The organism is Kitasatospora sp. UYEF31 (assembly GCF_057291755.1).
In genome coordinates, this window is the sequence record NZ_JBXAWK010000081.1 from 1 (window position 1) to 22,845 (window position 22,845).

18 protein-coding genes are annotated in these 22,845 nt (G+C 69.8%); 8 read left to right on the top strand and 10 right to left on the bottom strand.

Annotated elements, in window-relative coordinates:
* Positions 1-266: 266 nt before the first annotated feature.
* The 9 genes from AC0Z36_RS27040 to AC0Z36_RS27080 form a co-directional block, all read right to left on the bottom strand.
* Complete coding sequence (locus tag AC0Z36_RS27040) at positions 267-1,280, bottom strand: LLM class F420-dependent oxidoreductase (RefSeq protein WP_485465682.1); 1,014 nt, start codon at positions 1,278-1,280, stop codon at positions 267-269.
* A gap of 201 nt (positions 1,281-1,481) precedes the next feature.
* Positions 1,482-2,402, bottom strand: a complete 921-nt coding sequence (locus tag AC0Z36_RS27045) for a DUF5336 domain-containing protein (protein WP_485465683.1) — start codon at positions 2,400-2,402, stop codon at positions 1,482-1,484.
* Positions 2,403-2,730: 328 nt separating this feature from the next.
* Positions 2,731-3,747, bottom strand: coding sequence for a hypothetical protein (locus tag AC0Z36_RS27050; RefSeq protein ID WP_485465684.1), 1,017 nt, complete (start codon positions 3,745-3,747; stop codon positions 2,731-2,733).
* A 131-nt stretch (positions 3,748-3,878) separates the two neighbouring features.
* The gene (locus AC0Z36_RS27055) at positions 3,879-4,826 is read right to left on the bottom strand and encodes a hypothetical protein (protein ID WP_485465685.1); all 948 of its coding nucleotides are present in this window, start codon (positions 4,824-4,826) and stop codon (positions 3,879-3,881) included.
* A 372-nt stretch (positions 4,827-5,198) separates the two neighbouring features.
* Positions 5,199-6,560, bottom strand: coding sequence for an ABC transporter permease (locus tag AC0Z36_RS27060; RefSeq protein ID WP_485465686.1), 1,362 nt, complete (start codon positions 6,558-6,560; stop codon positions 5,199-5,201).
* Position 6,561: 1 nt separating this feature from the next.
* Positions 6,562-7,347: an ABC transporter ATP-binding protein gene (locus AC0Z36_RS27065; protein ID WP_485465687.1), complete on the bottom strand. Its 786-nt coding sequence runs from the start codon at positions 7,345-7,347 to the stop codon at positions 6,562-6,564.
* A 189-nt stretch (positions 7,348-7,536) separates the two neighbouring features.
* On the bottom strand, positions 7,537-8,694 hold the full coding sequence (locus AC0Z36_RS27070; protein WP_485465688.1) for an N-acetylmuramoyl-L-alanine amidase: 1,158 nt from the start codon (positions 8,692-8,694) through the stop codon (positions 7,537-7,539).
* Positions 8,694-10,043: a hypothetical protein gene (locus AC0Z36_RS27075; RefSeq protein WP_485465689.1), complete on the bottom strand. Its 1,350-nt coding sequence runs from the start codon at positions 10,041-10,043 to the stop codon at positions 8,694-8,696. The genes AC0Z36_RS27070 and AC0Z36_RS27075 overlap by 1 nt, the downstream gene beginning before the upstream one ends.
* Before the next feature lie 303 nt (positions 10,044-10,346).
* Entirely contained in the window at positions 10,347-10,931 is a 585-nt protein-coding gene (locus AC0Z36_RS27080) for a class I SAM-dependent methyltransferase (protein WP_485465699.1), read from the bottom strand.
* A gap of 366 nt (positions 10,932-11,297) precedes the next feature.
* Here AC0Z36_RS27080 and AC0Z36_RS27085 point away from each other — a divergent pair, with 366 nt between their 5' ends.
* The 5 genes from AC0Z36_RS27085 (at position 11,298) to AC0Z36_RS27105 (ending at position 18,607) form a co-directional block, all read left to right on the top strand.
* The gene (locus tag AC0Z36_RS27085) at positions 11,298-13,457 is read left to right on the top strand and encodes an acyl-CoA dehydrogenase family protein (RefSeq protein ID WP_485465690.1); all 2,160 of its coding nucleotides are present in this window, start codon (positions 11,298-11,300) and stop codon (positions 13,455-13,457) included.
* 79 nt (positions 13,458-13,536) lie between these two features.
* Positions 13,537-14,742, top strand: a complete 1,206-nt coding sequence (locus AC0Z36_RS27090; protein ID WP_485465691.1) for a lipid-transfer protein — start codon at positions 13,537-13,539, stop codon at positions 14,740-14,742.
* Positions 14,743-14,975: 233 nt separating this feature from the next.
* The gene (locus AC0Z36_RS27095) at positions 14,976-15,476 is read left to right on the top strand and encodes a hypothetical protein (protein WP_485465692.1); all 501 of its coding nucleotides are present in this window, start codon (positions 14,976-14,978) and stop codon (positions 15,474-15,476) included.
* On the top strand, positions 15,473-15,919 hold the full coding sequence (locus tag AC0Z36_RS27100) for a hypothetical protein (RefSeq protein ID WP_485465693.1): 447 nt from the start codon (positions 15,473-15,475) through the stop codon (positions 15,917-15,919). Before AC0Z36_RS27095 ends, AC0Z36_RS27100 begins: the two co-directional genes overlap by 4 nt.
* A gap of 840 nt (positions 15,920-16,759) precedes the next feature.
* A complete protein-coding gene (locus tag AC0Z36_RS27105) occupies positions 16,760-18,607 on the top strand; it encodes an AMP-binding protein (RefSeq protein ID WP_485465694.1) in 1,848 nt (615 codons plus the stop codon).
* Between the two features lie 60 nt (positions 18,608-18,667).
* Here the strand turns inward: AC0Z36_RS27105 and rarD are convergent, their stop codons facing one another.
* Positions 18,668-19,663 (bottom strand): EamA family transporter RarD, encoded by a 996-nt coding sequence (gene rarD / locus AC0Z36_RS27110; protein ID WP_485465695.1) that lies wholly within the window; start codon positions 19,661-19,663, stop codon positions 18,668-18,670.
* 200 nt (positions 19,664-19,863) lie between these two features.
* Between rarD and AC0Z36_RS27115 the strand changes: the two genes are divergently transcribed.
* The 3 genes from AC0Z36_RS27115 to AC0Z36_RS27125 all read left to right on the top strand — a co-directional run bounded on the left by AC0Z36_RS27115 (position 19,864) and on the right by AC0Z36_RS27125 (position 22,593).
* Positions 19,864-20,304 (top strand): RrF2 family transcriptional regulator, encoded by a 441-nt coding sequence (locus tag AC0Z36_RS27115; RefSeq protein WP_485465696.1) that lies wholly within the window; start codon positions 19,864-19,866, stop codon positions 20,302-20,304.
* A 146-nt stretch (positions 20,305-20,450) separates the two neighbouring features.
* Positions 20,451-21,626 (top strand): globin domain-containing protein, encoded by a 1,176-nt coding sequence (locus tag AC0Z36_RS27120; RefSeq protein ID WP_485465697.1) that lies wholly within the window; start codon positions 20,451-20,453, stop codon positions 21,624-21,626.
* Between the two features lie 106 nt (positions 21,627-21,732).
* A complete protein-coding gene (locus AC0Z36_RS27125) occupies positions 21,733-22,593 on the top strand; it encodes a MaoC family dehydratase (RefSeq protein ID WP_485465698.1) in 861 nt (286 codons plus the stop codon).
* Positions 22,594-22,845 lie beyond the last annotated feature (252 nt).

Consider the following 22,845-nt stretch of genomic DNA (forward strand, 5'->3'; position numbering starts at 1 on the left):
TGGGCTCGGTGGTGCGGTACATCCGGATCGCGCGTTCGCGCAACTCCAACGGGTACTTTCTCGGTGCGCTCATGACGCCGGTTCCTCTCATGTGAGCATCAGGCCACGGTGAGCAACCTCCCGCATCTCGAGGGAACCTCAGTCTGTCGCTTTTGTGGCCCCGTGCCCGGCGGCACGGGGCCACAAAAGCGGGCAAAAAATCAGTTCACCAGCTCGGTTCGCCAGTTCGGTTCGCCAGTTCGGTTCACCAACTCGGTTTACTGGCTTCAGTTCGCCAAGTCCGCCATCAGTTTCATCGCAGCCCGGTCCTTGGTCGTCAGGATCATGTCCGTCACATGCGGGTCGTCGGCCCAGGCCTGGAAACGCTCGCGGATCCGGCCGGCCGGCCCGACCAGCGCGATCTCGTCGACGAACGCGGTCGGCACCGCTGCGATGGCCTCATCGCGCTTCCCGGCGAAGAACAGATCCTGGATCTTGTCGGCCTCGTCCGAGTAGCCGAAGCGGCGCATCAGGTCGGCGTGGAAGTTCTTGTCCTTCGCGCCCATGCCGCCGACGTAGAAGCCCATCGCGGCCTTGATGGGATACATCGCGGCTTCGACGTCGTCGTTCAGCGCGACCTGCACCATCGGTGCGACCCGGAAGCCCTCGGGCTTCCCGGTCAGCGAATCCCCGTACACCTTCGGGTTGTACGGCGACCAGTGCAACGGCAGCCAGCCGTCGGCGATCCGTACGGTCTGGGCGACGTTCTTCGGCCCTTCCGCGCCGAGGAAGACCGGGAGGTCGGCCCGCAGCGGGTGGGTGATCGAGCGCAGTGGCTTGCCGAGCCCCGTGCCGTCCGCGCCCTGGTACGGGTGCTGCGCGTACCGGCCCTCGGCGGTGACCTTCTCTTCGCGGGCGAGCACCTGCCGGATGACGTCCACGTACTCGCGGGTGAAGGTCAGCGGGCTCTTCGGGAACGGCCGTCCATACCAGCCCTCGACGACTTGCGGCCCGGACAGGCCCAGACCGAGGATTACCCGCCCCTGCGACAGGTGGTCGAGGGTGAGCGCGTGCATCGCCGTCGCGGTGGGCGTACGGGCCGTCATCTGCGCGATGGCCGTGCCCAGCTTGATGCGCTTGGTGTGCGCGGCGATCCAGGTGAGAGGGGTGAAGCAGTCCGAGCCCCACGATTCGGCGGTCCACACGGAGTCGAAGCCGAGGCGTTCGGCTTCCTGGGCGAGCGGGACGGTGTCGGGGGAGGGACCGCGTCCCCAGTAGCCGAACTGCAGACCGAGCCGCATGGTGCCTCCGCTGAGAAGTCGTCTGGTTACCTGTCTTGTGTCGCGGTGCACTTTAGAACAGGTTCCCGTACGGGGGAATGGCGATGTGGCCGCACGCACAACAGACGCGGAAATCGGGAATCGCGGAAGACGGGCGCGGACGGCAAAGTGCCCCGTCCGGCGAACCGGGCGGGGCACTTCAGGACAACGCTGTACGGAGGATCAGCCGCGCTGGATGTCGCGGACGTCCCACAGCACGCTGCGCGCGCCGTTGACCTCGACGACCAGACCGTCGCCGCGGGTCTCCACGGCCAGGAACCACTCGCCCGGGTTCAGCGTGCCCGACTGGTTGTTGGACGCCGGGTCGTGCAGCGGCTTCGGCGCGACGACCGAGAACCAGAACGGCTGGAACGCCTGGCCCTGCGGACCCTTCGACGGATCGGGCTGCGGGGCGAGCTGCGTCGCGTCGTTGGCACCCGCCGGGGCAGCGGCCTGCGGGGCCGACGCCGGGGACTGGCCGGACTGGCCGGGCTGTCCGCCGAACAGGTTCGGCTGACCGAACTGACCGCTCTGCGCGGGCTGGCCCGGCTGCTGACCGAACTGACCGGGCTGGCCCGGCTGCTGACCGAACTGACCGGGCTGACCCGGCTGCTGACCGTACGGCTGCTGACCGAACTGACCCTGCTGGCCCGGGCCAGCCTGACCCGGACGGGGGCCGTTCGGCAGCACCGGCACGTCGAGGAACGGCACGAGTGGACCCGCGACGAGAACGGCGGCCAGCACGAAGGAGAGCAGGAGCAGGAAGATCCCACCGACCTTGAGCTCGGCGTATTCCCGGCCGAACATCGACCAGATGGCGTTCAGCGGTGTGATCGCGGCCAGCGGGACCGCCCACTGGCGCAGGGTCAGGCCGAGCACCGGCTTGTCTTTGAACTGCGGGAGCAGCCCGCCGAGCAGGAACAGGACCGCAGCGATCAGCGGTGTGAGGACCACGGCGGACGTCAGCGGGGACGAGTCCGACGTCCAGGCGTTCGCGGTCCCGCCGAGCTTGCTCCCGTAGTACGGCAGGAACGAGAAGACGAAAATCAGTAGTGCAACGGCCGCCACGACGGCGTCGCCGCGTGTCACCTTTTTCAAGTCCACGGGTTCTCCTCTTGAGGGGGCAGGCGCCGCACACCGTACCGGCACGACTCCGGTGCTTCCACCGGCGCCGCCCCTGCGCGTCGCCGATGTTCGGGGGGCCGCACCGGAACCGCCGCCTGTACGACAAGGGTTCCAGGTCTCCCACCTCCGGGTCCGACACTCTTCCAGATCCGACGCCCGGCACACGCCTTGACCCCGGTGTGCGGCCTGTGCCGTTATCCGACGGTTATCCCGTACGGCCGAATCTCGCCCTTGGTTATGGTTCCTGTCGCATTCCGTCACGACGTGGTCGCCAGTTTCACACGGTCGGTCCAGCCGGTCGGTCCGCTCAGTCGGCGCGCTGGACGCCCTCCAGGTCGTAGAGCACTCCGCGGACGCCGTTGGCGTCGATCAGCAGGCCGTCCCCGTGCGGGGCGACCGCGAGGTACCACGTACCCGGTTCGAGCCTGGCTACCGGCGTCCCCTCCGGACGGGAGGGTGACACCAGGTCCCGGGCGACCGGTACAGCCAGCCAGGTCTGCTCGAAGTCCCCGCCCGCGGTATCAGTGGCCGGGAGGTAGGCCGCGGCCCCGGGCTGCGACGGGGGGCCCGCGGGCGGGCCCGTCGGCGGGGCGGGCATCGGGTACGGCGGGGAGCCGGGCATCGCCGGCACCCCTCCGTACAGTCCGCTCACCGCCTGCGGCGGCACGGAGCCCGGGAACGGGGACTGTTGCGGCGGACTGAACGGGCCGTGCGACGGTGGAGGTCCGAACGGAGGCGGGGGCGCAGCCGGTGGAGGTCCGGCCGGTGGCCAGGCCCCGTGCCCGGCGCCCTGCCCCAGGAGCGGGGCCGACAGGGCCCGGCTCCGGTCCCCCAGGAGCAGGGTCGCGGCCTGCAGCACGGTGAGGGTGGCCAGCGCCCACGCGCCGTAGCCCTGCCCGGCCGTCACTTCGGACTTGCTGAACGCCCCGTCCCCGGCCCGGAGCTGGTCCTGGACGAAGGTCGCCAGTTCGTCGTAGCCGCCGTTGGCGCCGAACGCGGCCCACACTCCGCAGAAGGCCGCCCCGAGCCCCAGGGCGACCGCCCACTGGCGCAGCGTGACGCCCCAGGGGAGTGGGTCGCCCGCACGCCCCTGCGTACTCAGGAACCTGCTGGTCATCAGTAGGACGAATGCCACCGCCGGCAGCACCACCACGGCTGGGGCCAGCGGATAGAAGTCCGGGGTCCAGGCGTTGTACGTGTCCGTGCCGTCGTCCCGGGTACCCTTCCGGGTCACCTCGTAGAACGGCAGGAACGAGAACGCCAGCACGCCCACGGTGGCGACTGCGACAAAGAGGTCGCCCCGGGTGGGACCGCTACGTGCCATCACAGCTCCTTTGGTGGTCCACAGTTTCGGTGGTCCACAGTTTCGGTGGTCCACAGTTTTGGTGGTCCACAGTTTCGGTGGTCCACGGGTTCGATGATCCGAAGCTGCACTGATCCAGAAGTGGAAAAGCCTTACTCTCCGCGCTGGATCCTGTCGAGGTTGCGCAGGACTCCGCGTACTCCGTCGGCCTCGACCAGCAGTCCGCCGTCCCGAGCGGCCACCGCGAGATACCAGTCGCCGACCTTCAGCATCGCCACCGGGCCACTGCCGGAACCGTCCACGGGGCCCAACGGGCGGGGCTCGGGGACGGCCAGCCAGAACTGGGTGAACGGGCTACGCGCGGCAGCGGCGGGAACGGCAGGAGTGGCAGCCGGAACCGCAGCGGCCGGAACCGCAGCGGCCGGAGCAGCCGTCGACTGCCTTGCCGACGGTTGTGCCTCGTTCTGCTGCGGGGTCCCGTTCTGCTGCGGGGTCCCGTGCTGCTGTGGTTGGGCTCCGTACTGCGTCTGTGCCCCGTACGCCCCCGAAGGCTGCGGCGGAGGCGACTGCGACCACGGTTGTTGCGCGTTGGCGGGCACGCCGCCGGACAGTGGCGCGCTCAACCCCGGAATCCGGTCGCCTAGCAGCAGCACCAGTGCCTGGACCAGACCGGCGGCCATGATGAGCCAACCGAACGTCGTGACGCCGGAGTCGGCCTGGCTCCCGTAGAAAGCCTTGGCGAGGTCGCCGATGGTCTTGCCCACGCCGAACACCGCGAAGAAGCCGTTGACCGCACCGGTCACGCCGAACGCGATCCACCACTGGCGCAACGTCAAACCGAAGAACTGCCGCTGCGGTTGCGCGCTGAACCGGCCGATCAGGCCGAGCAGCAGACCCACCATGGGAATCATCACCACAGCCGGCATCAGCGGGTAGAAGTCCGTCGTCCAGGCGTTGGCCCCGGCGGTCACCGTCCTGTTGCCCATGGAGAACGGGCCCGGACTGTCGCCGTTGCTACTGCCGCTGCCGAGAGGGCGGCTGACCTCGTAGTAATTGAAGAACGAGAAGATGAAGATCAGCAGGACGGCGACCAGCGCCACTGCGTCGCCGCGCGTGAGGCCACGCCCTGGCCGGGCCGCCGAGGGCTGCGTCGACGGAAATGGATAGGCTGATTGTGTGTCGGGTGCGGGTGTACCCGGCGCGACCGGTGACAAATAGTTGCCCTGACTCATGGGGGAAGACTCACTCCCTGGATCTGCGGCTACGGGGCTGGTGGTCGAGCTTCGCGGGCCAAGCGTTCTTCGCCGGACGCCGTCCGATCGGCCGAACGCTACACGGATTGCCCCGCACGGTGCGTGACCGCCCGTCAATCGTTGCCGTGACGTGCCCGTTCCAGAGTGTGACTGCCCGGCGGACGACAATGCGGGACAGGTGGCCGAAGCCGTCTGCCCCGCAGAGAATCTGCCCGTGTGTCAGACCCCGGCCGCAGTCACCGCCGGAGTCCGCAGCGTCTTGCGTACGGTCCACAGGCCCGTCCCCAGGGTCAGTGCCACGGCGGACATGATTACGCCGATGTAGATCCCAGGGCCGATGTCCGGCGCGAACGTGTCGTTACGGGCGTAGCTGTACGGGATGACCGTCGCCAGCGCGGCGAGGGTTCCGAACACGATTCCGGTGACGGTCAGCACGATCTCCTCGATCCCCACCGCGCGCAGCACCTGCCGCGGGGTCGCCCCGGCAAGGCGTAGTTGGCCGAACTCCCGGCCGCGGTGGGTAGTCGCCGCGATCAGTGTGTTGACCAGCATGATCGCGGCGAACAGCACGATCATCCCGACGACCACGTAGTTCAGCGTCTCGATGTTCTTCTCGTCGGCGGTCTTCACGACTCCGGAGAGGTGCTGCGCGTCGTTCTCGATGGCCTGCATGTACAGCGTTCCGACCGCGATGCCGGTGAACAGGATGACCGGCACCAGTGCCGCGGCGGCCTGGTGTGTGCGCTGCCGCAGGTGCCGCACCGCCAGATAGCCGTCCGTACCGCAGAGCCGCTCCAGCGGCCCTGCCAGGAGCGTGGCCGTCCCGCGCACCAACACCGGGGCGAACAGGGCCAGTCCGATCGCGAAGGTGATCGACGCCGTACCCGCTGTCGGCTGGATCGAATCCGCACCCTTGCCGCGCATCATCGTGACGGCCACGACGGACTGGCTGGTTCCGATGGCCAGGAACACCCAGCCGGCGACGGCCCGGGGCCGGCTCAGCCGTCCGTTGTCAGTCACCGCGTCCGTCATGGCCTCGGTGACCCGCATCCGCACCGTACGCCGGGCAACGATCGCGGCGGCGACGGTGGCCGAGACGAAGGTGACACCAAGACCCATGGCCAGGGCCGCCGGTCCGAAGCGGTAGTGCACCGAGGCGTCCACCTGATGGGTGGTGATCAGCAGTTCGAGCAGGCCGCGTCCGGCCAGCATCGCCGGGGCGAGCGCCAGGACCCCGGCGACCAGGGAGAGCAGGGCCGCCTCACCAGTGATCATGTGGCCGATCTGCGCCGGTGTCGCGCCGATGCTTTTCAGCAGTCCCATCTCGGCCCGGCGCTGGCGCACCTGCAAAGTCAGTGTGGAAGTGGCGGCGAACACGACCAGGAGGAGCCCCCAGCCGCCGACCACCGTCGCGATGATGTGCAGGGTCTCCTTGCTGGTGCTGGAGACTCCGTCCGCCGAAGCGGTGTCGAGCATGGACGCGAAGGCCGTCACGATCACGGCTCCGGAGAACAGGGTCAGGAAGCTCGCGACGAATGATCCGGTACGGAAGCGCAAAGAGCTCAGGGCCAGCTGGAACATGTCACGCACCCGCCTTCGCCGCACGCTGGGAGTTGTCGCCCAGGTGGGTCAGCCGCCCGGCCACCGCTTCCGCGGTGGGGTTCGCCAGGTGCCCGGCGAGCCTGCCGTCGGCCATGAAGACCACCGAGTCGGCGTACGAGGCCGCGACCGGGTCGTGCGTCACCATCACCAGCGTCTGGCCGAAGACGCGGACCGAGTCCTGGAGGAGCGTCAGCACGGCGCGGGCGCTGCGGGTGTCCAGCGCGCCGGTGGGCTCGTCGGCGAACACAACCTTCGGATCGGCCGCCAACGCCCGCGCGATCGCGGCCCGTTGCTGCTGACCGCCGGACAGTTCCGCCGGGCGGTGGTGGAGTCTGTCTCGCAGGCCGACCTGTTCGAGGACCGCGACACAGTGCGCCCGGTCGATCCGCCGCCCCGCGAGCCGCAGCGGCAGGGCGACGTTCTGCAGCACGGTCAGCGTCGGCAGCAGGTTGAAGTTCTGGAAGATGAAGCCGATCCGCTGCCGCCGGAACTTCGTCAGCTCCGTCTCGGTTCCGGCGCTCATCTCCGCGCCGTCCACGAACACCCGGCCGCTGTCCGGTCGGTCGAGCCCGGCGGCGCATTGGAGCAGCGTGCTCTTGCCGGACCCCGACGGTCCCATGACGGCGGTGAAAGTCCCTGACGCCAGACTCAGTGACACCCCGTCAAGCGCGGTCACCAGGTTCCCGGGAGTCCCGTACACCTTGCGTACGGAGTCCATCCGTACGACCTCGGTCAATGTTCCGGTAGTGCGTCCGTACGCTGTCATCTCTTCCTCCGGCGCCTGCGTCTGCGGTCTCTTCCTGCACCACAGACGCTACGGAGGGCGCGGCGTGCCGACGATGGTTCAAAGGTGTCGGTCGGGGGTGGTGAAAACCCCACTTTTGTACGGGAGTTCACTCCACTTCGGGACGGTTCGCCGTGCGTGACGGCACACCAGACGCATTCCGTACGGAATTCAAGAAGTCAGGTAAGCACCGATCCCGTCGGCGACACCCTTCGCCGCCCTGGCCTGCCAGTCGGGATCCTTCATGGCCTTCGCGTCGACGGCGTTGCGCATGTTCCCGCACTCGATGAAGACCTTCGGGACCGTCGACAGGTTCAGCCCGCCGAGGTCGGAACGTGTGTCGAGGCCCGTTCCGCCGCCGATGTAAGTGGACCGGGGGAATCCGGTGTCCGCGGCGAACGCGTCGGCGAGCTTGACGCCCAGAGCCCTGGACCGGTCGAGGATCGGACCCGTGTCCACGCTGCCCGCGGTCACCCTGGCCGGCAGGATCACGTGGAAACCACGGCCGTTCGCCGCCGCGCCGTCGCCGTGGATGGAGACCACCGCGTCGGCCTTGAGAGCGTTTCCGATCTTGGCGCGCTCATCTACACAGGGGCCGAACGGTCGGTCCTCCCACAGGAGTCGCACCGTCGCCCCACGGGCCCTGAGCATGCCGACTGCCGTACGCGCCACCACCTGCGTGAACTGCGCCTCGGTGAAGCCGGAGTTCGTCTCGGTGCCGGTCTCGTCGCAGTTCTTGCGGAGCCCGCCGGCGTCCACCTGCCGGCCGATGTCGGCCAGGTGTTTCACGTTGCCCGGGTTGTGGCCGGGGTCGATCACGATGACCTTGCCCGCGAGGTCCCTGCCGCCGGACGTGTCCGGCGGCGGGCGGAGGGGCGCCGTCGCCTGACTGGTGGTCGGCGTCGGCACCGGGACCACCGGGACCACTGGGACCTCCTGGGCCTCCGGTGCCACCGGGGACCCGGACTGCACGGCAACGGCTTCCGGCGGGGCGGGGACCGCCGCGCCCTGCGGTCCTGTCGGCGGCGCGGGCTCCGCTGAGCCGCTCGCCACGCTCTGCACCGCGGCCTGGTCCACTGAACCTGATCCGCCCGGCCACGCGACCGCGACAACGGAGCCGACGACGGCGAGCATTCCGACGGCGATCAGGGAGATCGTCCGGCGCCGCTTCCCCAGCGCCCTGCGGCGGATGGCGAAGGCCTGCGCGCGGGGTGATCCTGGCTCCGCGTCCCACGGCTCCGTCGCCTCGTCGTCCCACGTCTCGTCCCACGGGCCCCAGTCACCGCCGCGGTCGCGTGCGGGGTCCCGGGCAGCGTCGTCGGCTGGCATCAGATTGTTTCCTTGGTCCTCGGCTGCAAGTTGAACTGCGCGGCGATCGGATTCCACAGTTCCACGAATTCGGTCTTCGCCGTTGTGGCCTGTCCGCTGGCGGCGTTCGCCCGGTCGTACGACGTCGTGCCCGATCCGCAGCCGGTCGACGTGACGGCTTCCGCCCAGGCGGCGAACGACTGGTCAGCCGACAGTGAAGCCTGCCAGGCCGCGCGCAGCCGGTCGGTCGCCGCCGCGCCGTTGGGGATCAGGTCCACCCGCAGGACGGACAACTGCTGCAACTGGGACGAACGCTCCTGACCGGCCGCCAGGAGGTCGTTCCGCGCGGCGGTGACGGCCGCACTGCTGTTGCAGTTCTGCGTGACGGAGTTCACCGCGTCGATGACCTTCTGCCGCGAACTCCCGCTCTGTCCGAGCACGGAGTCGAGGGCGACGCTCTGGGCCCGCGCGTCGGCCGTCGGGGACGGCGCGGCGGACGGGGCCCGGGTGGTCGGCTGCGCACCGGGCAGGGCGCTCTGCTCGGTGGGTGTGAGGGGATGCGACTCCTGCGTGCTGGGCGGCCCCGTGCCCGGCTGGCCGGAGGTGCCCGGGGCGGGGGAGTTCAGCCCGGCCTGATCGCTGCCGCTGGTCTTCCACGGTTGGATCGCGACGACAGTGATGATCGCGGCGGTCAGCACGATCGCGAGGGTCACCAGGAGCAGGACCCGCACCATGCCGTCGCCGCCCGCCGGCGCGTTCGACGGAGGGCCTGACCGGAGGTCCGACGGAGCACCCGACGGGGTGACGTGTGGGGCGGGCGGCGGCGGCACCTGCGGCTGGGACGTCTGCGGCGGATAGCCGAAGCCGTATTCGGCCCGGCCGTAACCCGGCTGGCCGAACACCGGCCTGCGACCCTGCACCGGAGTGTTGCCCGGTACGGGACCGGTGCCGTGTACGGGAGTACTGCCGTACACCGGGGCACCGCCGCGCACGGGAGTGCTGTCGTGCACCGTCGGCTGGTCGGCCGCGCTCCGCCCCGAGCCGGATCCGCGCTGCCCGGATCCGCGCTGCCCAGGGCCGTCCTGCCCGGCACCGTCCTGCCCGGCACCGCCCGGCCCGGCACCGCCCGCCGGGCCGTACGCGTCAGGGCGGCGCGACTGTGGCACGGCGGTCGTCGGCGGTTCCGCCGGTCGCGGCGGCGTCACGGTGGGGGACTCACTGTCCGCCGGGACCGCCCACGGAGTCGCCGCGGAACCCGCCTCCGGCCCCGTGCTTCCTGGCACGGTGCGTCGCACCCACCCGCCCGCACCGTCGGCCGCCGTGGGATCCCACACCACTTCGAACCGCTGTTCGTCACTGTTTCCGGACATCGCGCCGCCCCCTACGCCTGGCGTACTTGAACCGACGGCCGGAACAGTCCATCCGCGGACCGCTCCAGGCTCGGCCCCGGTACGCGTCCGGGCTCCGCCCGGCCTGCCGTGAGCCGTGTCCCCCGACGCTCTCGAATGCGTAGTGTCCCGCCGCCGGGCGCGCGCTGTCACGCCGTTAGGGACATCCTGTGCCCACGCCGACATGTCACTTGGGGCGTCCTGTGCCCACGCCGGCACGTCGTCGGCGACGTCACGCGCCCCGTGCGACGGCCCGGAAGTCCCGCCGGATCTCCTCAGATGCCCTCAGATTCCCGTACCCACCCGGCGCAGTACCCGCATCGAGCCCGTGTGCGACACCTCTTCGAACGCGCCGGAGGCCAGTGCGCGCAGGTAGACGCGGTACGGGGCCTGGCCGCCGTCGGCCGGTTCGGGGAACACATCGTGGATGACCAGAGTGCCGCCCGGGGCCACGTGCGGGGCCCATCCCTCATAGTCGCCTGACGCGTGCTCGTCGGTGTGCCCGCCGTCGATGAACACCAGGCCGAGCGCGGTGCCCCACAGTGGCGCGACCGTACGGGACCGGCCGACTACCGCGACCACATAGTCCTCCAGGCCCGCCGCGCGCAGCGTGCGGCGGAAGCGCGGCAGCGTGTCCATCGCGCCGGCCTCGGTGTCCCACAGCGTCGCGTCGTGGTACTCCCAGCCGGGCTGCTGCTCCTCTGAGCCCCGGTGGTGGTCGAGCGTCACGCACACGGTCCCCCCGGCGCGGGCCGCGGCGGCCAGGAGGATGGTCGACCGGCCGCAGTAGGTGCCCAGTTCGAGGACGGGGCCGTACGGGGCGGCAGCGAGTGCCGCGCTGTACAGCGCCTGCGCCTCGTCCTCGGGCATGAACCCGGTCGCGCCGGTGAACGCGCTCCACACCACGGGTTCGATGGTTGCCCCGTCGGTGCCTGCCCCATCGGTGCCTGCCGGGTCGACGCCTGCCACGTTGACGTCTGCCGGGTCGACGCCTGCCCCGGCAATGACCGCCGGGTCGACGGCGGGTGCGGTGCTGTGGGTAGTCATGCGGGCCCTTTTCTTCTTTTCGTGCAGGTTCTCTGGTGGGTTGGATCCTGCCAGCAGGGCGCGACCCCGCGCCGTGGCGGGGGACACACCGGAGCCGTTCATGCCGCACCTCCCTGTCGGATACCTGAAACGCGTTCTACTATCGCGGCGGCAAAGAAGTTGACTGAGTCTTGGATCAAGGAGTGTCGGATGGCTATCGGGATCACAGAGGATCACCGCTCCCTGGAGGAGTCTGTACGGGGCTGGGTGCAGCGCACCGTCCCCATGGACGCCGTACGCAGCGTCCTGGAGGCCGACAGTGAGCCCCGCCCCGCGCACTGGCGGGCATTGGCCGACCAGGGGCTGCTCGGGATGCACATAGCCGAAGAGCACGGCGGCGCGGGCGCGTCGCTGGTCGAGACCGCCGTCGCCCTGGAGCAGGCCGGATACGGCATGCTGCCGGGTCCGTTCCTGCCCACGGTGCTCGCGTCGACGCTGATCCAGGCGTCCGGCGGCGGCGCGGCCAAGGAACTGCTGCCCGGTCTTGTCGACGGCAGCCTGACGGCCGCAGTCGCCCTTCAGTCCGGTGATCTCGCCATTGTCGACGGGGCTGTCACCGGCACCGTGAAGCCGGTCCTGTCCGGCGCCGTCGCCGACCTCCTGGTGCTGAACGCCGGGGGCACGTGGATCGTCGTCGACGCTGCGGCGGCGACCGTACGCGAACAGAAGTCCGTCGACAGCACCCGCCGCCTGGCCGAGGTCACCCTCGAAGCCGCGCCGGTCCGGTTCGTCCTCGACGGTGTCGACGCCGACCTCGTGCGTGACGCCGTCGCCGTGCTGGTGTCCGCCGAAGCCTGCGGCGTGGCCGCCTGGGCGCTCGACACCGCGACCGAGTACGCGAAGGTCCGCGAGCAGTTCGGCCGCCCCATCGGGCAGTTCCAGGCCGTCAAGCACATGTGCGCGCAGATGCTGGTCCAGGTCGAGCAGTCCCGCGCCGTCACCTGGGACGCCGCCCGCGCCTTCGACGCCGACCCGGGCACCCGGTCGCTGACCGCCGCCATCGCCGCGGCCTACGCGATCGAAGCCGCGTTCACCGCCACCAAGGACTGCGTCCAGATCCTCGGCGGCATCGGCTTCACGTGGGAGCACGACGCGCACATCTACCTGCGCCGCGCGCTGACCCTGCGTCAGCTCGCTGGGGGAGCCTCGTACTGGAAGCTCCAGGTCACCGACCGGGCCGCCGCCGGCGCCCGCCGCGAGCTGGTCATGGACCTGCCCGAGGACGCCGAGGCCCTCCGTGACGCGACCCGCGCCGCGCTGGCCCCCGCCGCCGGACAGTCCCCTGAGGAGGCCCGCCGCACGCTGGCCCCCACGGGCTACGCCGCGTCGTTCTACCCCGAGCCGTACGGCCTGGGCGCGGGCCCCGTCGAGCAGCTGGTCATCCAGCAGGAGATGAAGGCCGCGGGCATCAAGCTCAAAGACATCACCATGGGCAACTGGGTGATCCCGTCGGTCATCGCGTACGGAACCCCCGAGCAGCAGGAGCAGTTCGCACTCTCCACGCTGCGCGGCGAGATCCAGTGGTGCCAGATGTTCTCCGAGCCCGGTTCGGGCTCCGACCTGGCGTCGCTGTCCACCCGCGCGGTCAAGGTCGACGGCGGCTGGCAGATCAACGGCCAGAAGGTCTGGACCTCGTCCGCCCGCGAGTCGCAGTGGGGCATCCTGCTCGCCCGTACGTCGCCGGAGAAGCCCAAGCACGAGGGCCTGACCTACTTCATCGTCGACATGACCTCGCCCGGCCTCGACATCCGCCCGCTGAAGGAGATCAGCGGCCTGTCGATGTTCAACGAGATCTTCCTCGAAGACCTCTTCGTCCCCGACTCGATGGTCGTCGGTGACGTCGACAACGGCTGGAAGGTCGCCCGGAACACGCTCGGCAACGAGCGCATCCACATGGGCGCGGACTCGTCCTTCGGCGCCGGGATCGAGCGGCTCATCGCCGCGGCCGACAACCCCGCCGTGGACGGCGGCTTCCGTGAACGCCTGGGCGCGCTGGTCGCCGAGGCGTCCGCACTGTCGCTGATCGGACTGCGCAACACCCTCGCGCAGCTGTCCGGCGTCGACGCGGGCCCCGGAGCCTCGGTCAAGAAGCTCGTGGGCACCCCGCACCAGCAGCGCGAGACCGAACTGACCCTCGAACTCCTCGGCCCCCTGGGCGCGGTCGACGAAGAGCTCGGCCACCGCGCCTCGTTCGGCTTCCTGATGGCCCGCTGCCTCACCATCGCCGGCGGCACCACGCAGGTGCAGCTGAACGTGGTCGCCGAGCGGATCCTGGGCCTGCCCCGCGACCCGGTTCCGGCCGAGAAGTAAATCCCTTCGTACGCAAGGGTGTTCACCCTTCATAATCCGTCTTCGCCCGCTTGTCCTCACGTGCATCAGGAGAACTGAAATGGCTCAGAAGGCCTTCATCGTCGGCGTCGGTATGACCAAGTTCGAGAAGCCGGAGACCCGTGACTGGCAGTACTGGGACATGGTCAAGGAAGCCGGCACCAAGGCCCTTGACGACGCCGGGGTCTCGTACGACCTCGTCGAGCAGGTCCCCGTGGGCTACTGCTTCCAGGCGTCCACCGCCGGGCAGCGCGCCGTGTACGAACTCGGCCTGTCCGGCGTGCCCGTCTACAACGTCAACAACAACTGCGCGACCGGCTCCAGCGCGCTCATGATGGCGCGTCAGTTCGTAGCCGGTGGGCTCAACGACTGCGTGCTCGCCGTCGGCTTCGAGAAGATGAAGCGCGGCTCGCTGGGCAGCGGCGGCGACGGTGGCGGCGACTTCGCGACCTCCCCGGTCGCCCGGCACTACAAGATCATGGCGGAGAAGCACGGCTTCGAGATGTCCCCGCCCACCGCGCAGATCTTCGGCAACGCAGCCCGTGAACACATGGAGCTGTACGGGACGACCGCCGAGCAGCTGGCGCTCGTCGGCGTGAAGAACCACAAGCACTCGGTCAACAACCCGTACGCGCAGTTCCAGAAGGAGTTCTCGCTGGAGCAGGTCCTCGGGGCCAAGGAGATCCACTCCCCGCTGACCATGCTCCAGTGCTCACCCACGTCGGACGGCGCCGCCGCCGCGCTGGTCGTGTCCGAGCGCTTTGTGATCGACCACGGGTTGCAGGACCAGGCCGTCGAGATCCTCGCCCAGGCGATGACCACCGACACCGCCGCGTCCTTCGACTCGGGCTCCTGCATCGACGCCGTCGGCAAGCCGATGTCGGCCGCCGCCGCCCGGCAGGTGTTCGCCGCCTCAGGACTGACCATCGACGACGTCGACGTCATCGAGCTGCACGACTGCTTCTCGATCAACGAACTGCTGACGTACGAGGCGCTGGGCATGTGCGCCGAAGGTGAGAGCGGCAAGCTCATCTCCGAAGGGGCCACCACGTACGGTGGCCGTTGGGTTGTCAATCCGTCCGGCGGTCTGATCTCCAAGGGGCATCCGCTGGGTGCCACCGGACTCGCCCAGGCCGCCGAGATCAGCTGGCAGCTGCGCGGCCAGGCGGACGCCCGCCAGGTCGCCGGAGCGCAGGTGGGTCTGACCCACAACATCGGACTCGGCGGCGCGGCCGTGGTCGGGCTGTACCGCAAGGGTGCTTTCTGAGGCAGTTTGACCACGGGGTGCGCTCCGCGGTGCCTGACCGCAGGGGCGCACGCTCGGGCCAACTGCCTGAAGTGAGCTCCAACAGCACAACTGTGCGCCCCGCCGACCGGCGTAACCCGGACGGCGGGGCGTCCGTTTGTCCAAGCATGAAACGCATATCAAGCGGTTCCACAATCGACCCGACTACCGAATTCCGCTTAGAATCCGGTAGTCACCGAGTCGAGGAGCACGTCATGTCCGCAGCTGTGGAACGCGAAGAGCAAGACCTCCGTACGGCCTTCAAGCGCATCGAAGCCCTGCGTCAGGTCATGGACGACCTCCCGGCCGAGTCCGACTCCCGCGAGACATTGCGGGCCATCGCCGACGGCATCCTCGGCGACATCAGGCCCGTGCGGGCCCGGGTCGCCGGCAACCTCCTCGGAATGAACGAGAAGACCGTACGGGCCTGGGCCGAGGAAGGCGTGATCCCGGTGGTGGAGCGCAAACCGATCCTGCGCCTGGACCCGGTCAAACTCAGCGAGGTCGTCAAACTCGTCGCCGACCTCCGGGAGACGGGCCGGGACCGCAACCTCATCGACGCGGTCTGGTACCGGCTGACGGACGAGACGGTCCTGGAGGACGCGGATCTGCTCCTTTCGCTGGAGCAGCTGCGGAGCGGCGAATCCAAACGGCTGGTGCGCCGCGCGGACGGCCACTGGGTTGACGCGGACAAACTCGAGGAGGTTTTCCTGTGACGGTGGCCATCCAGCGGACAGCGCTGGCCCGGCTTCAGATCGATCGTCTCCGGGGTGCGCACGGCAAGGCGTTCGACCTGTTCCTGGATGACCTGGGTGCCAGAGGCTGTGCCGCTCTCGGCTACCGACTCACCGGGGAGAAACCCATCGACACCATCTGCTGCAAGCACCTGCGCGCTGACATGCGGGTCATGGTGGCCTTCGAGAAGCCGGATGTCGCGCACATCCTGCTGCTCGGCCCGCACGACGTACAGCACCCCGACAGCGACGTCTACACCCTCCTGTGGGCCCTCGCGGGCCTGGCCGAACCGCCACCCGGCGCGCGCACCAAACCCACCTGCTGCGAGCACGCGGACGACGCCCCGGCCATCGACGAGGACCTGCTGAACGACCTCGTCGACCGGGCCCGCGACACCGCCCGGAAACTGCGCCACCGCAGCTGACGTTCCGGCAGGCCGGTGGCCCCCCGGGGGGGGGGGGGCGGGGGGCCCCCCCCCCCCCCCCCCCGCCCGGGGGGGGCGGGGGGCCCCCCCCCCCCCCCCCCCCCCCCCCCGGCCCGCCGCCGCCCCCGCCCCCCCCCCCCCGCGCCCCCCCCCCCGGGGGGGGGCCGGGGGGGGGGGGGCGGGGGGGGGGGGGGGCGGGGCCCCCCCGGCCCACCCGTTCCGAGGCCGTCGGCAGTACGGGTGACTCCCGCCCCGTGCCACCCCGCACGGGGCAGCAGGCCCGCCCGCTCCGCAGCGGAAACAGAAACGGTCCTTCCGCCAACCAACCCGAAACATGCGCCCGGCAGGCTGCGGCCCGCAGGCGGAGAACGGGTAGCGCCTGTCCGAACCACCGGATCAGGGGAGGACGACCGTGGCTCTCATCACGACGACCCGTACAACCGCCACCACACTCTGGGAACGCGACATCGGGGACGTCCCGACAGCGGTCGCCACCGCCGGGACCATGTGCGCGGCGGCCGGCGAGGGAGGCGTCGTACGCCTCGTCGAAACCGACACCGGACGGCTCCTGGGCCGCCTTGTCCTCCCCGGCGGCGTACGCCACCTCTCCTTCTCGCCCGACGGGACCGTCGCCGCGCTCCGGGGCTGGTCGGCGCCGGACGTCGCCCGAAATGCCGCGTCTTCGGACGCGCCCGCTCGCTTCGCTCGGTCGCCCCGGGCACCCTGCCGTGGTGCCCCATCCGCTGTGGCGCTCCCGACAGACGGTGGATCTTCCAGCCGCTGGACATCCGGACTATCTTGCACAGTCAAGGAAATTGATTGACCGTCAGGAGCCCGCCAGTGTCCACCCCGCCCCCCGTCACCATGCGGGATCTTCTCCTCCGTCGTCGCGCGGACGAATCGACCGGCCTGCGCTTCGGGGACGACTCGTGGACCTGGGTCGAGCACGTACGCCTGTCCGCGCAGCGCGCGGCGTACCTCCGGACACTCCTGCCGGCCGGCCGGCCCCGGCACGTCGGCGTCCTCATGGAGAACGCCCCCGAATTCTCCTTCCTGCTCGGCGCCGCGGCACTGTCCGGCATCGTGATCGTCGGCCTCAACCCGACCCGGCGCGGGGCCGAACTCGCCCGCGACGTCGAGCACACCGACTGCGCCCTGGTGATCACTGACGCGGCGTATGAGCAGCAGGTGCGGGCTGCCGTCCCGGCCGCACGGATCCTGAACGTACAAGCGGAAGAGTGGCGTTCAGCTATGGCCTCCGAGGGCTCCGGGCCGCAGGAGTGGACCGTCCAACCGGCAATTGTCCCAGCCGATGCGGAAGCTGACGCTGACTCCGGCACCGACTCCGACTCCGGCACCGACTCCGGCACCGACTCCGGCACCGACTCCGACTCCGGCACCGACTCCGGCACCGACTCCGGCACCGACTCCGGCACCGGTGTCGGTGCCGGTGCCGATGTGGCCGCCGGCACCCGGCCCGGCTCCGGCGACGTCTTCATGCTGATCCTCACCTCGGGCACCACGGGCCACCCCAAGGCGGTCATCAGCACTCAGGGCCGGATGGCCCGTCAGGGCTCCAGCGTGACCCAGATGATGCGGCTCACCGGCGACGACGTCGTGTACTGCGCGATGCCGCTCTTCCACTCCAACGCGATGGTCACGGCCTGGACCCCAGCGGTGGACTCCGGTGCCACGCTCGTCCTGCGGCCGAGATTCTCCGCGTCGGGCTTCCTGCCGGATGTCCGCAAGTACGGGGCCACGTACGCGAACTACGTCGGCAAGCCGCTCGCCTACATCCTCGGCACCCCCGAACTGCCCGACGACGCGGACAACACGCTCACCCGCGTCTTCGGCAACGAGGGCGGCCCCAGGGACGTCCAGCGTTTCGGGGAACGCTTCGGCTGCACCGTGCGCGACGGCTTCGGCTCGACTGAAGGCGGACTGACCTTCACCCCGGTCCCGGACATGCCCTCCGGGGCGCTCGGCAAGCCGCGCGGCGACATCCGCATCCTCAACGCGGACACCGGGGCGGAGTGCCCGGCGGCCGTATTCGACGCCGACGACAGGCTGGCGAACGCCGAGGACGCCGTCGGTGAACTGGTCAACATGGAAGGCCCCGGCGGCTTCGAGGGCTACTACAACAACCCCGCCGCGACCGAGGACCGGATGCGCGGCGGCCGCTACTGGAGCGGCGACCTGGCCTACAAGACCGCGGACGGACTGGTGTTCTTCGCCGGCCGCAGCGGCGAGTGGCTCCGCGTAGCCGGCGAGAACTTCGGCGCGGCCCCGGTCGCCGCGGTGCTGACCCGGCACCCCGACGTCGCCCTCGTGACCGTGTACGGGGTACCCGACGAATCGGCGGGCGACCAGGCGATGGCCGCGCTGGTGCTCCGGTCCGGCGCGGTGTTCGACCCGCGGGCGTTCGCGGACTGGCTGGCCGCGCAGCCGGACATGTCCGCGACCTGGCACCCCCGCTACGTGCGGATCGCCGCGGAACTGCCGCAGACGCAGACGCACAAGGTGCTGACGCGGGTCCTGGCGCGGGAGGCGTGGCGGACCTCCGACGAGGTCTGGTGGCGCCCCGGGAAGACGGGTCCGTTCTGCCCCTTCACCGACGACGACCGCAAGCAACTGGAAGCCGCGTTCGCCGGGCGCGGGCGCGGACACGTACTCGATCTTCTGGGTTGACCGACGCCCCTGTGATCCACGGGTGCCGGATCGCGGAATCCACGATCCGGCACCCGTGGATCACAAAGACGACACCCTGGCCGCCGGTGCGCCCGGTGCGCCCGGTGCGCCCCGCGTCGCAGCCTCCGCCAGTGCCGCCACTGCGGCCGTCCCCGTCCCCGGCGCCGCACGGGCCCGCCGGGCTTTGCCCAGCGCGTCGTACGTCAGCAGCGCCAACGCGCCCCAGATCAGCGCGAACCCGGCCCAGCGGCTGGCCGGCATCGGCTCGTGGTTGATCCACACACCCACCGCGAACTGCAGGACCGGTGCGAGGTACTGCAGCATCCCGAGCGTCGACAGCGGAACGCGCGTCACCGCCGCGCCGAAGCACAGCAGGGGTATCGCGGTGATGATCCCCGCCCCGGCCAGCCACAACGAATGACTGACGGACCCGGTCCCGAAGGTGCCCTCGCCGGTCCAGGCCAGGTACGAGAGGTAGCCGACCGCAGGCAGGAACATCACTGCGGTCTCGACGGTGAGCGATTCGGCGGTGGGCAGGTTCACCGTCTTCTTCACGTAGCCGTACACGGTGAAGGTGATCGCCAAGACGATCGACAGGTAGGGGATCCGGCCGTACGCGACGGACAGCACCAGTACCGCGCCGATACCCAGACCGACCGCGACCCACTGAACGGGGCGGAGCCGTTCGCGCAGCACCACCACACCGACGAGGATCAACATGATCGGGTTGATGAAGTAGCCCAGTGACGTCTCCACCACGTGGCCGTTGTTGACACCCCAGATGTACATGCCCCAGTTGAGGGCTATGACTGAGGACGCCAGTCCGAGTTTCAGGATCTTGGACGGCGTACGGATCAACTCGCGCATCCAGGACCACTTCCGCAGCACCGCGAGCATGATCAACACGAAGACCAGGGACCAGGCCATCCGGTGGAAGAGGATCTCCACCGGTGTCGCCGGTTTCAGATGCGGCCAGTAGAGGGGGAACAAGCCCCACATCAGATAGGTAGCGGCTCCCAACCGGAATCCACGCCTGTGCTCACGTATGTCGTCCACGCTACGGACCGTACGGGGCCACAGCGGAGTGGACGAAGGGCCAATGGGGCGGCGGTGGCCTGATTCCCCACGGCGTAACGCTGGATCTCCCGCCGAGGTTGAGGCTCCGTGCGGCCCGGCCCGGGTCCACGCCGGGGCGCCTGCGGGGTCGCCCGGGGCTGAATGTGTATCTCAAATGCATCTTTGATAGTGTCCTGACTGTGCGACTCACCAAGTTCTCCGATCTGGGCCTCCGAGTGGTCATGCGCCTCGCGGTGGCCCCCGAAGGGGAGCAGTTCACCACCCGTGAGATCGCCGACGCGTTCGACGCTCCGTACCACCACGTCACCAAGGTGGCGGGCCGTCTGCAGCAACTGGGCCTCGTCGAGGCCCGGCGCGGACGCGGCGGCGGGCTCACCCTGACGCAGGCCGGGCGTCAGGCGACCGTCGGCGGCATCGTCCGGGAGCTGGAAGGCGCGGGCGACGTGGTCGGATGCGAAGAGGACCTGTGTCCGCTGCGGTCCGCGTGCCGACTGCGCGGGGCACTGCGCACGGCGCAGGAGGCCTTCTACGCCTCACTCGACACCGTGACCGTCGCCGACATGGTCACCGCGCCGACACGTGGGCTCCTGCTGAGCCTCCGGATGCGCCCGCCGGACTGAGCTGCCTTGTCAGCTGGACCTGTGCCCGACAAGGAGTCTGGCCGCCTGAATCCAAACAAGAAAGGGGACGGCCACTTTCCATACCCTAAAAGTTGCATCTGAAATACTAATTAAGTGACACGCGATTCGCATCCCCGGAGGAAGTTGTGCTTTCCACTCAGTCCCAGGCCGTCGTACGGGCGACCCTCCCCGCCGTCGGCGGCGCGATCGGCGACATCAGCGCGCTGTTCTACAAGAACCTCTTCGCGGCACACCCCGAACTGCGCACCCGCCTGTTCAACCGCGGCAACCAGGCCGACGGCACCCAGCAGCAGGCCCTGGCCGGGGCGATCGCAGCTTTCGCGACGATGCTGGTGGAACACCCGGACGTCCGCCCCGACGCCATGCTCGCCCGGATCGCCCACAAACACGCCTCCCTCGGGATCAGCGAAGCGCAGTACAAAGTCGTCCGCACCCACCTGTTCGCCGCGATCGCCGGGATACTCGGCGAGGCCGTGACGCCTGAGGTCGCCGCAGCCTGGGACGAGGTCTACTGGCTCATGGCCGGCGCGCTCATCGCCGTCGAGAAGAGGCTGTACACCGAGGCCGGGATCGCGGCAGGCGAGGCGTACCGTCCCTGGACCGTCGTCACCCGGGTCCAGGAGACGGCGGACGTCGTCTCCTTCGAGCTCGTCCCGGCCGACGGCGGCCCGGCTCCGTCCTTCCGCCCGGGGCAGTACGTCAGCGTCGCCGTCGAGTTGCCGGACGGTGCCCGGCAGATCCGCCAGTACTCCCTGTCCTGCGCCCCGGGCGGCACGACCCGGCGCATCTCGGTCAAGAGCGAAGGCGAAGTGTCCGGCTGGCTGCACGACCACGCCGTCGCCGGGACCGTCCTCAGCGTCAGCGCACCGTTCGGCGACCTCGTACTGGAGGACAGCTCCGCCCCACTGTTCCTCGCGTCGGCGGGAATCGGCAGCACTCCGATGGTGGGGATGCTGGAGCACCTGGTCGCCAGCGGCTCCACCCGTCCCGTCACGGTCGTCCACGCAGACCGCAGCCCGGACGCGCACCCGCTGAAGACGGACACCGCCAAGCTCGTCGCCGCACTGCCGGACGCCACCGCCCACGTTTGGTACGAGTCGGCCCCCGACGGGCACCGTGCCGACCGCACGGGGCGTGTCGACCTGAGCGGCATCGCGGTCGACGCCGGTACGCAGGCCTACCTCTGCGGCCCGCTGCCCTTCATGCGGACCGTACGTGAACAGCTCCTGGCGCAGGGCGTCCCGGCGTCCGCGATCCACTACGAGGTGTTCGGCCCGGACCTGTGGCTGGCCAAGGCCTGAGCGGAGTGGCGACGGTCGCAGTGACGGTGGTCACTGCGACCCGCCAAACCTGACGGACAGTCAGTTAGTCTGGGGGCCTCATAGGCCAAACCAGGGAGGAGACGTCATGCCCATCGACGTCGCAGCAGCCACCGGCGCCGAGCCCCGCGTAGGAGAGATCGGCTGGGGCCCCAAGGACGTCATCCTTTACCACCTGGGCCTGGGCGCCGGAACTCCGGCGAGCGGCGCGGATGAACTGCGCTACACGTTCGAGAAGAACCTGCACGTCCTGCCCACCTTCGCCACGGTCGCGGGCGTCAAGGTCGGCGGCAGCCTGGCGACACTGCCCGGCATCGACATCAAGCTCCAGGCCGTGCTGCACGGTGGCCAGGAGGTTGTCATCCACAACCCGATGCCCGCGAAGGCGCGGAACGTGAAGGCGACCAGCCGGGTCGCCGATGTGTACGACAAGGGCAAGGCCGCGGTCATCGTCCTGGAATCCTCGGCGGAACTTGCGGACGGCACGAAGCTGTACGACTCCCGCGCCGAGATCTTCGTCCGCGGTGAGGGCGGCTTCGGCGGCGAGCGCGGCCCGTCCACGAAGCTCGACATGCCGGAACGCGAGCCCGACCATGTCATCGACGTCTCCACCCGCGAAGACCAGGCACTGATCTACCGCCTGTCCGGCGACTGGAACCCGCTGCACGCCGATCCGGAGTTCGCAAAGCAGGCCGGCTTCGACAAGCCGATCCTGCACGGGCTGTGTTCGTACGGCCTGACCCTGAAGGCCGTCGTCGACACCGTGCTCGGCGGCGACGTCACCCGCGTCACCCGCTACCGCACCAAGTTCGCCGGCATCTTCTTCCCAGGCGAGACCATGCGAGTCCGTGTCTGGAACGAGGGCGGCAAGCTGCTCGTCACGACCAGCGCAGTTGAGCGTGACGACGCCGTGGTCCTGGCCGACACCGTGATCGAGTTCAAGGACTGACGCTGTACGGAGGAACCTCCGGCGAGTGGGCTCTCCCTTAGGTGAAGGAGGGCCCGCCTGTTGGTCACACAATCCACACCGAAGCTGGTAGTCTCGCCCAGTTGCCCGGCCTGGGAGACCTGAGACAGCGTTCGTGCTGGCTGGTCCCGCCGCAACAAAACTCCGCACCTTTCAAACACACTCCGGTGACGCGTGTCCGCGTTCCCGCGGTGTGTTTCTGTGGCGTGCGGAATTCTGAACCAGAATGTTGGA

Excerpts from the sequence above, each read along its gene's own strand:
- AC0Z36_RS27040 (WP_485465682.1), bottom strand. The coding sequence starts at position 1,280 with ATGCGGCTCGGTCTGCAGTTCGGCTACTGGGGACGCGGTCCCTCCCCC.
- AC0Z36_RS27050 (WP_485465684.1), bottom strand. The coding sequence starts at position 3,747 with ATGGCACGTAGCGGTCCCACCCGGGGCGACCTCTTTGTCGCAGTCGCC.
- AC0Z36_RS27060 (WP_485465686.1), bottom strand. The coding sequence starts at position 6,560 with ATGTTCCAGCTGGCCCTGAGCTCTTTGCGCTTCCGTACCGGATCATTC.
- AC0Z36_RS27065 (WP_485465687.1), bottom strand. The coding sequence starts at position 7,347 with ATGACAGCGTACGGACGCACTACCGGAACATTGACCGAGGTCGTACGG.
- AC0Z36_RS27070 (WP_485465688.1), bottom strand. The coding sequence starts at position 8,694 with ATGCCAGCCGACGACGCTGCCCGGGACCCCGCACGCGACCGCGGCGGT.
- AC0Z36_RS27075 (WP_485465689.1), bottom strand. The coding sequence starts at position 10,043 with ATGTCCGGAAACAGTGACGAACAGCGGTTCGAAGTGGTGTGGGATCCC.
- AC0Z36_RS27080 (WP_485465699.1), bottom strand. The coding sequence starts at position 10,931 with ATGCCCGAGGACGAGGCGCAGGCGCTGTACAGCGCGGCACTCGCTGCC.
- AC0Z36_RS27085 (WP_485465690.1), top strand. The coding sequence starts at position 11,298 with ATGGCTATCGGGATCACAGAGGATCACCGCTCCCTGGAGGAGTCTGTA.
- AC0Z36_RS27090 (WP_485465691.1), top strand. The coding sequence starts at position 13,537 with ATGGCTCAGAAGGCCTTCATCGTCGGCGTCGGTATGACCAAGTTCGAG.
- AC0Z36_RS27095 (WP_485465692.1), top strand. The coding sequence starts at position 14,976 with ATGTCCGCAGCTGTGGAACGCGAAGAGCAAGACCTCCGTACGGCCTTC.
- AC0Z36_RS27125 (WP_485465698.1), top strand. The coding sequence starts at position 21,733 with ATGCCCATCGACGTCGCAGCAGCCACCGGCGCCGAGCCCCGCGTAGGA.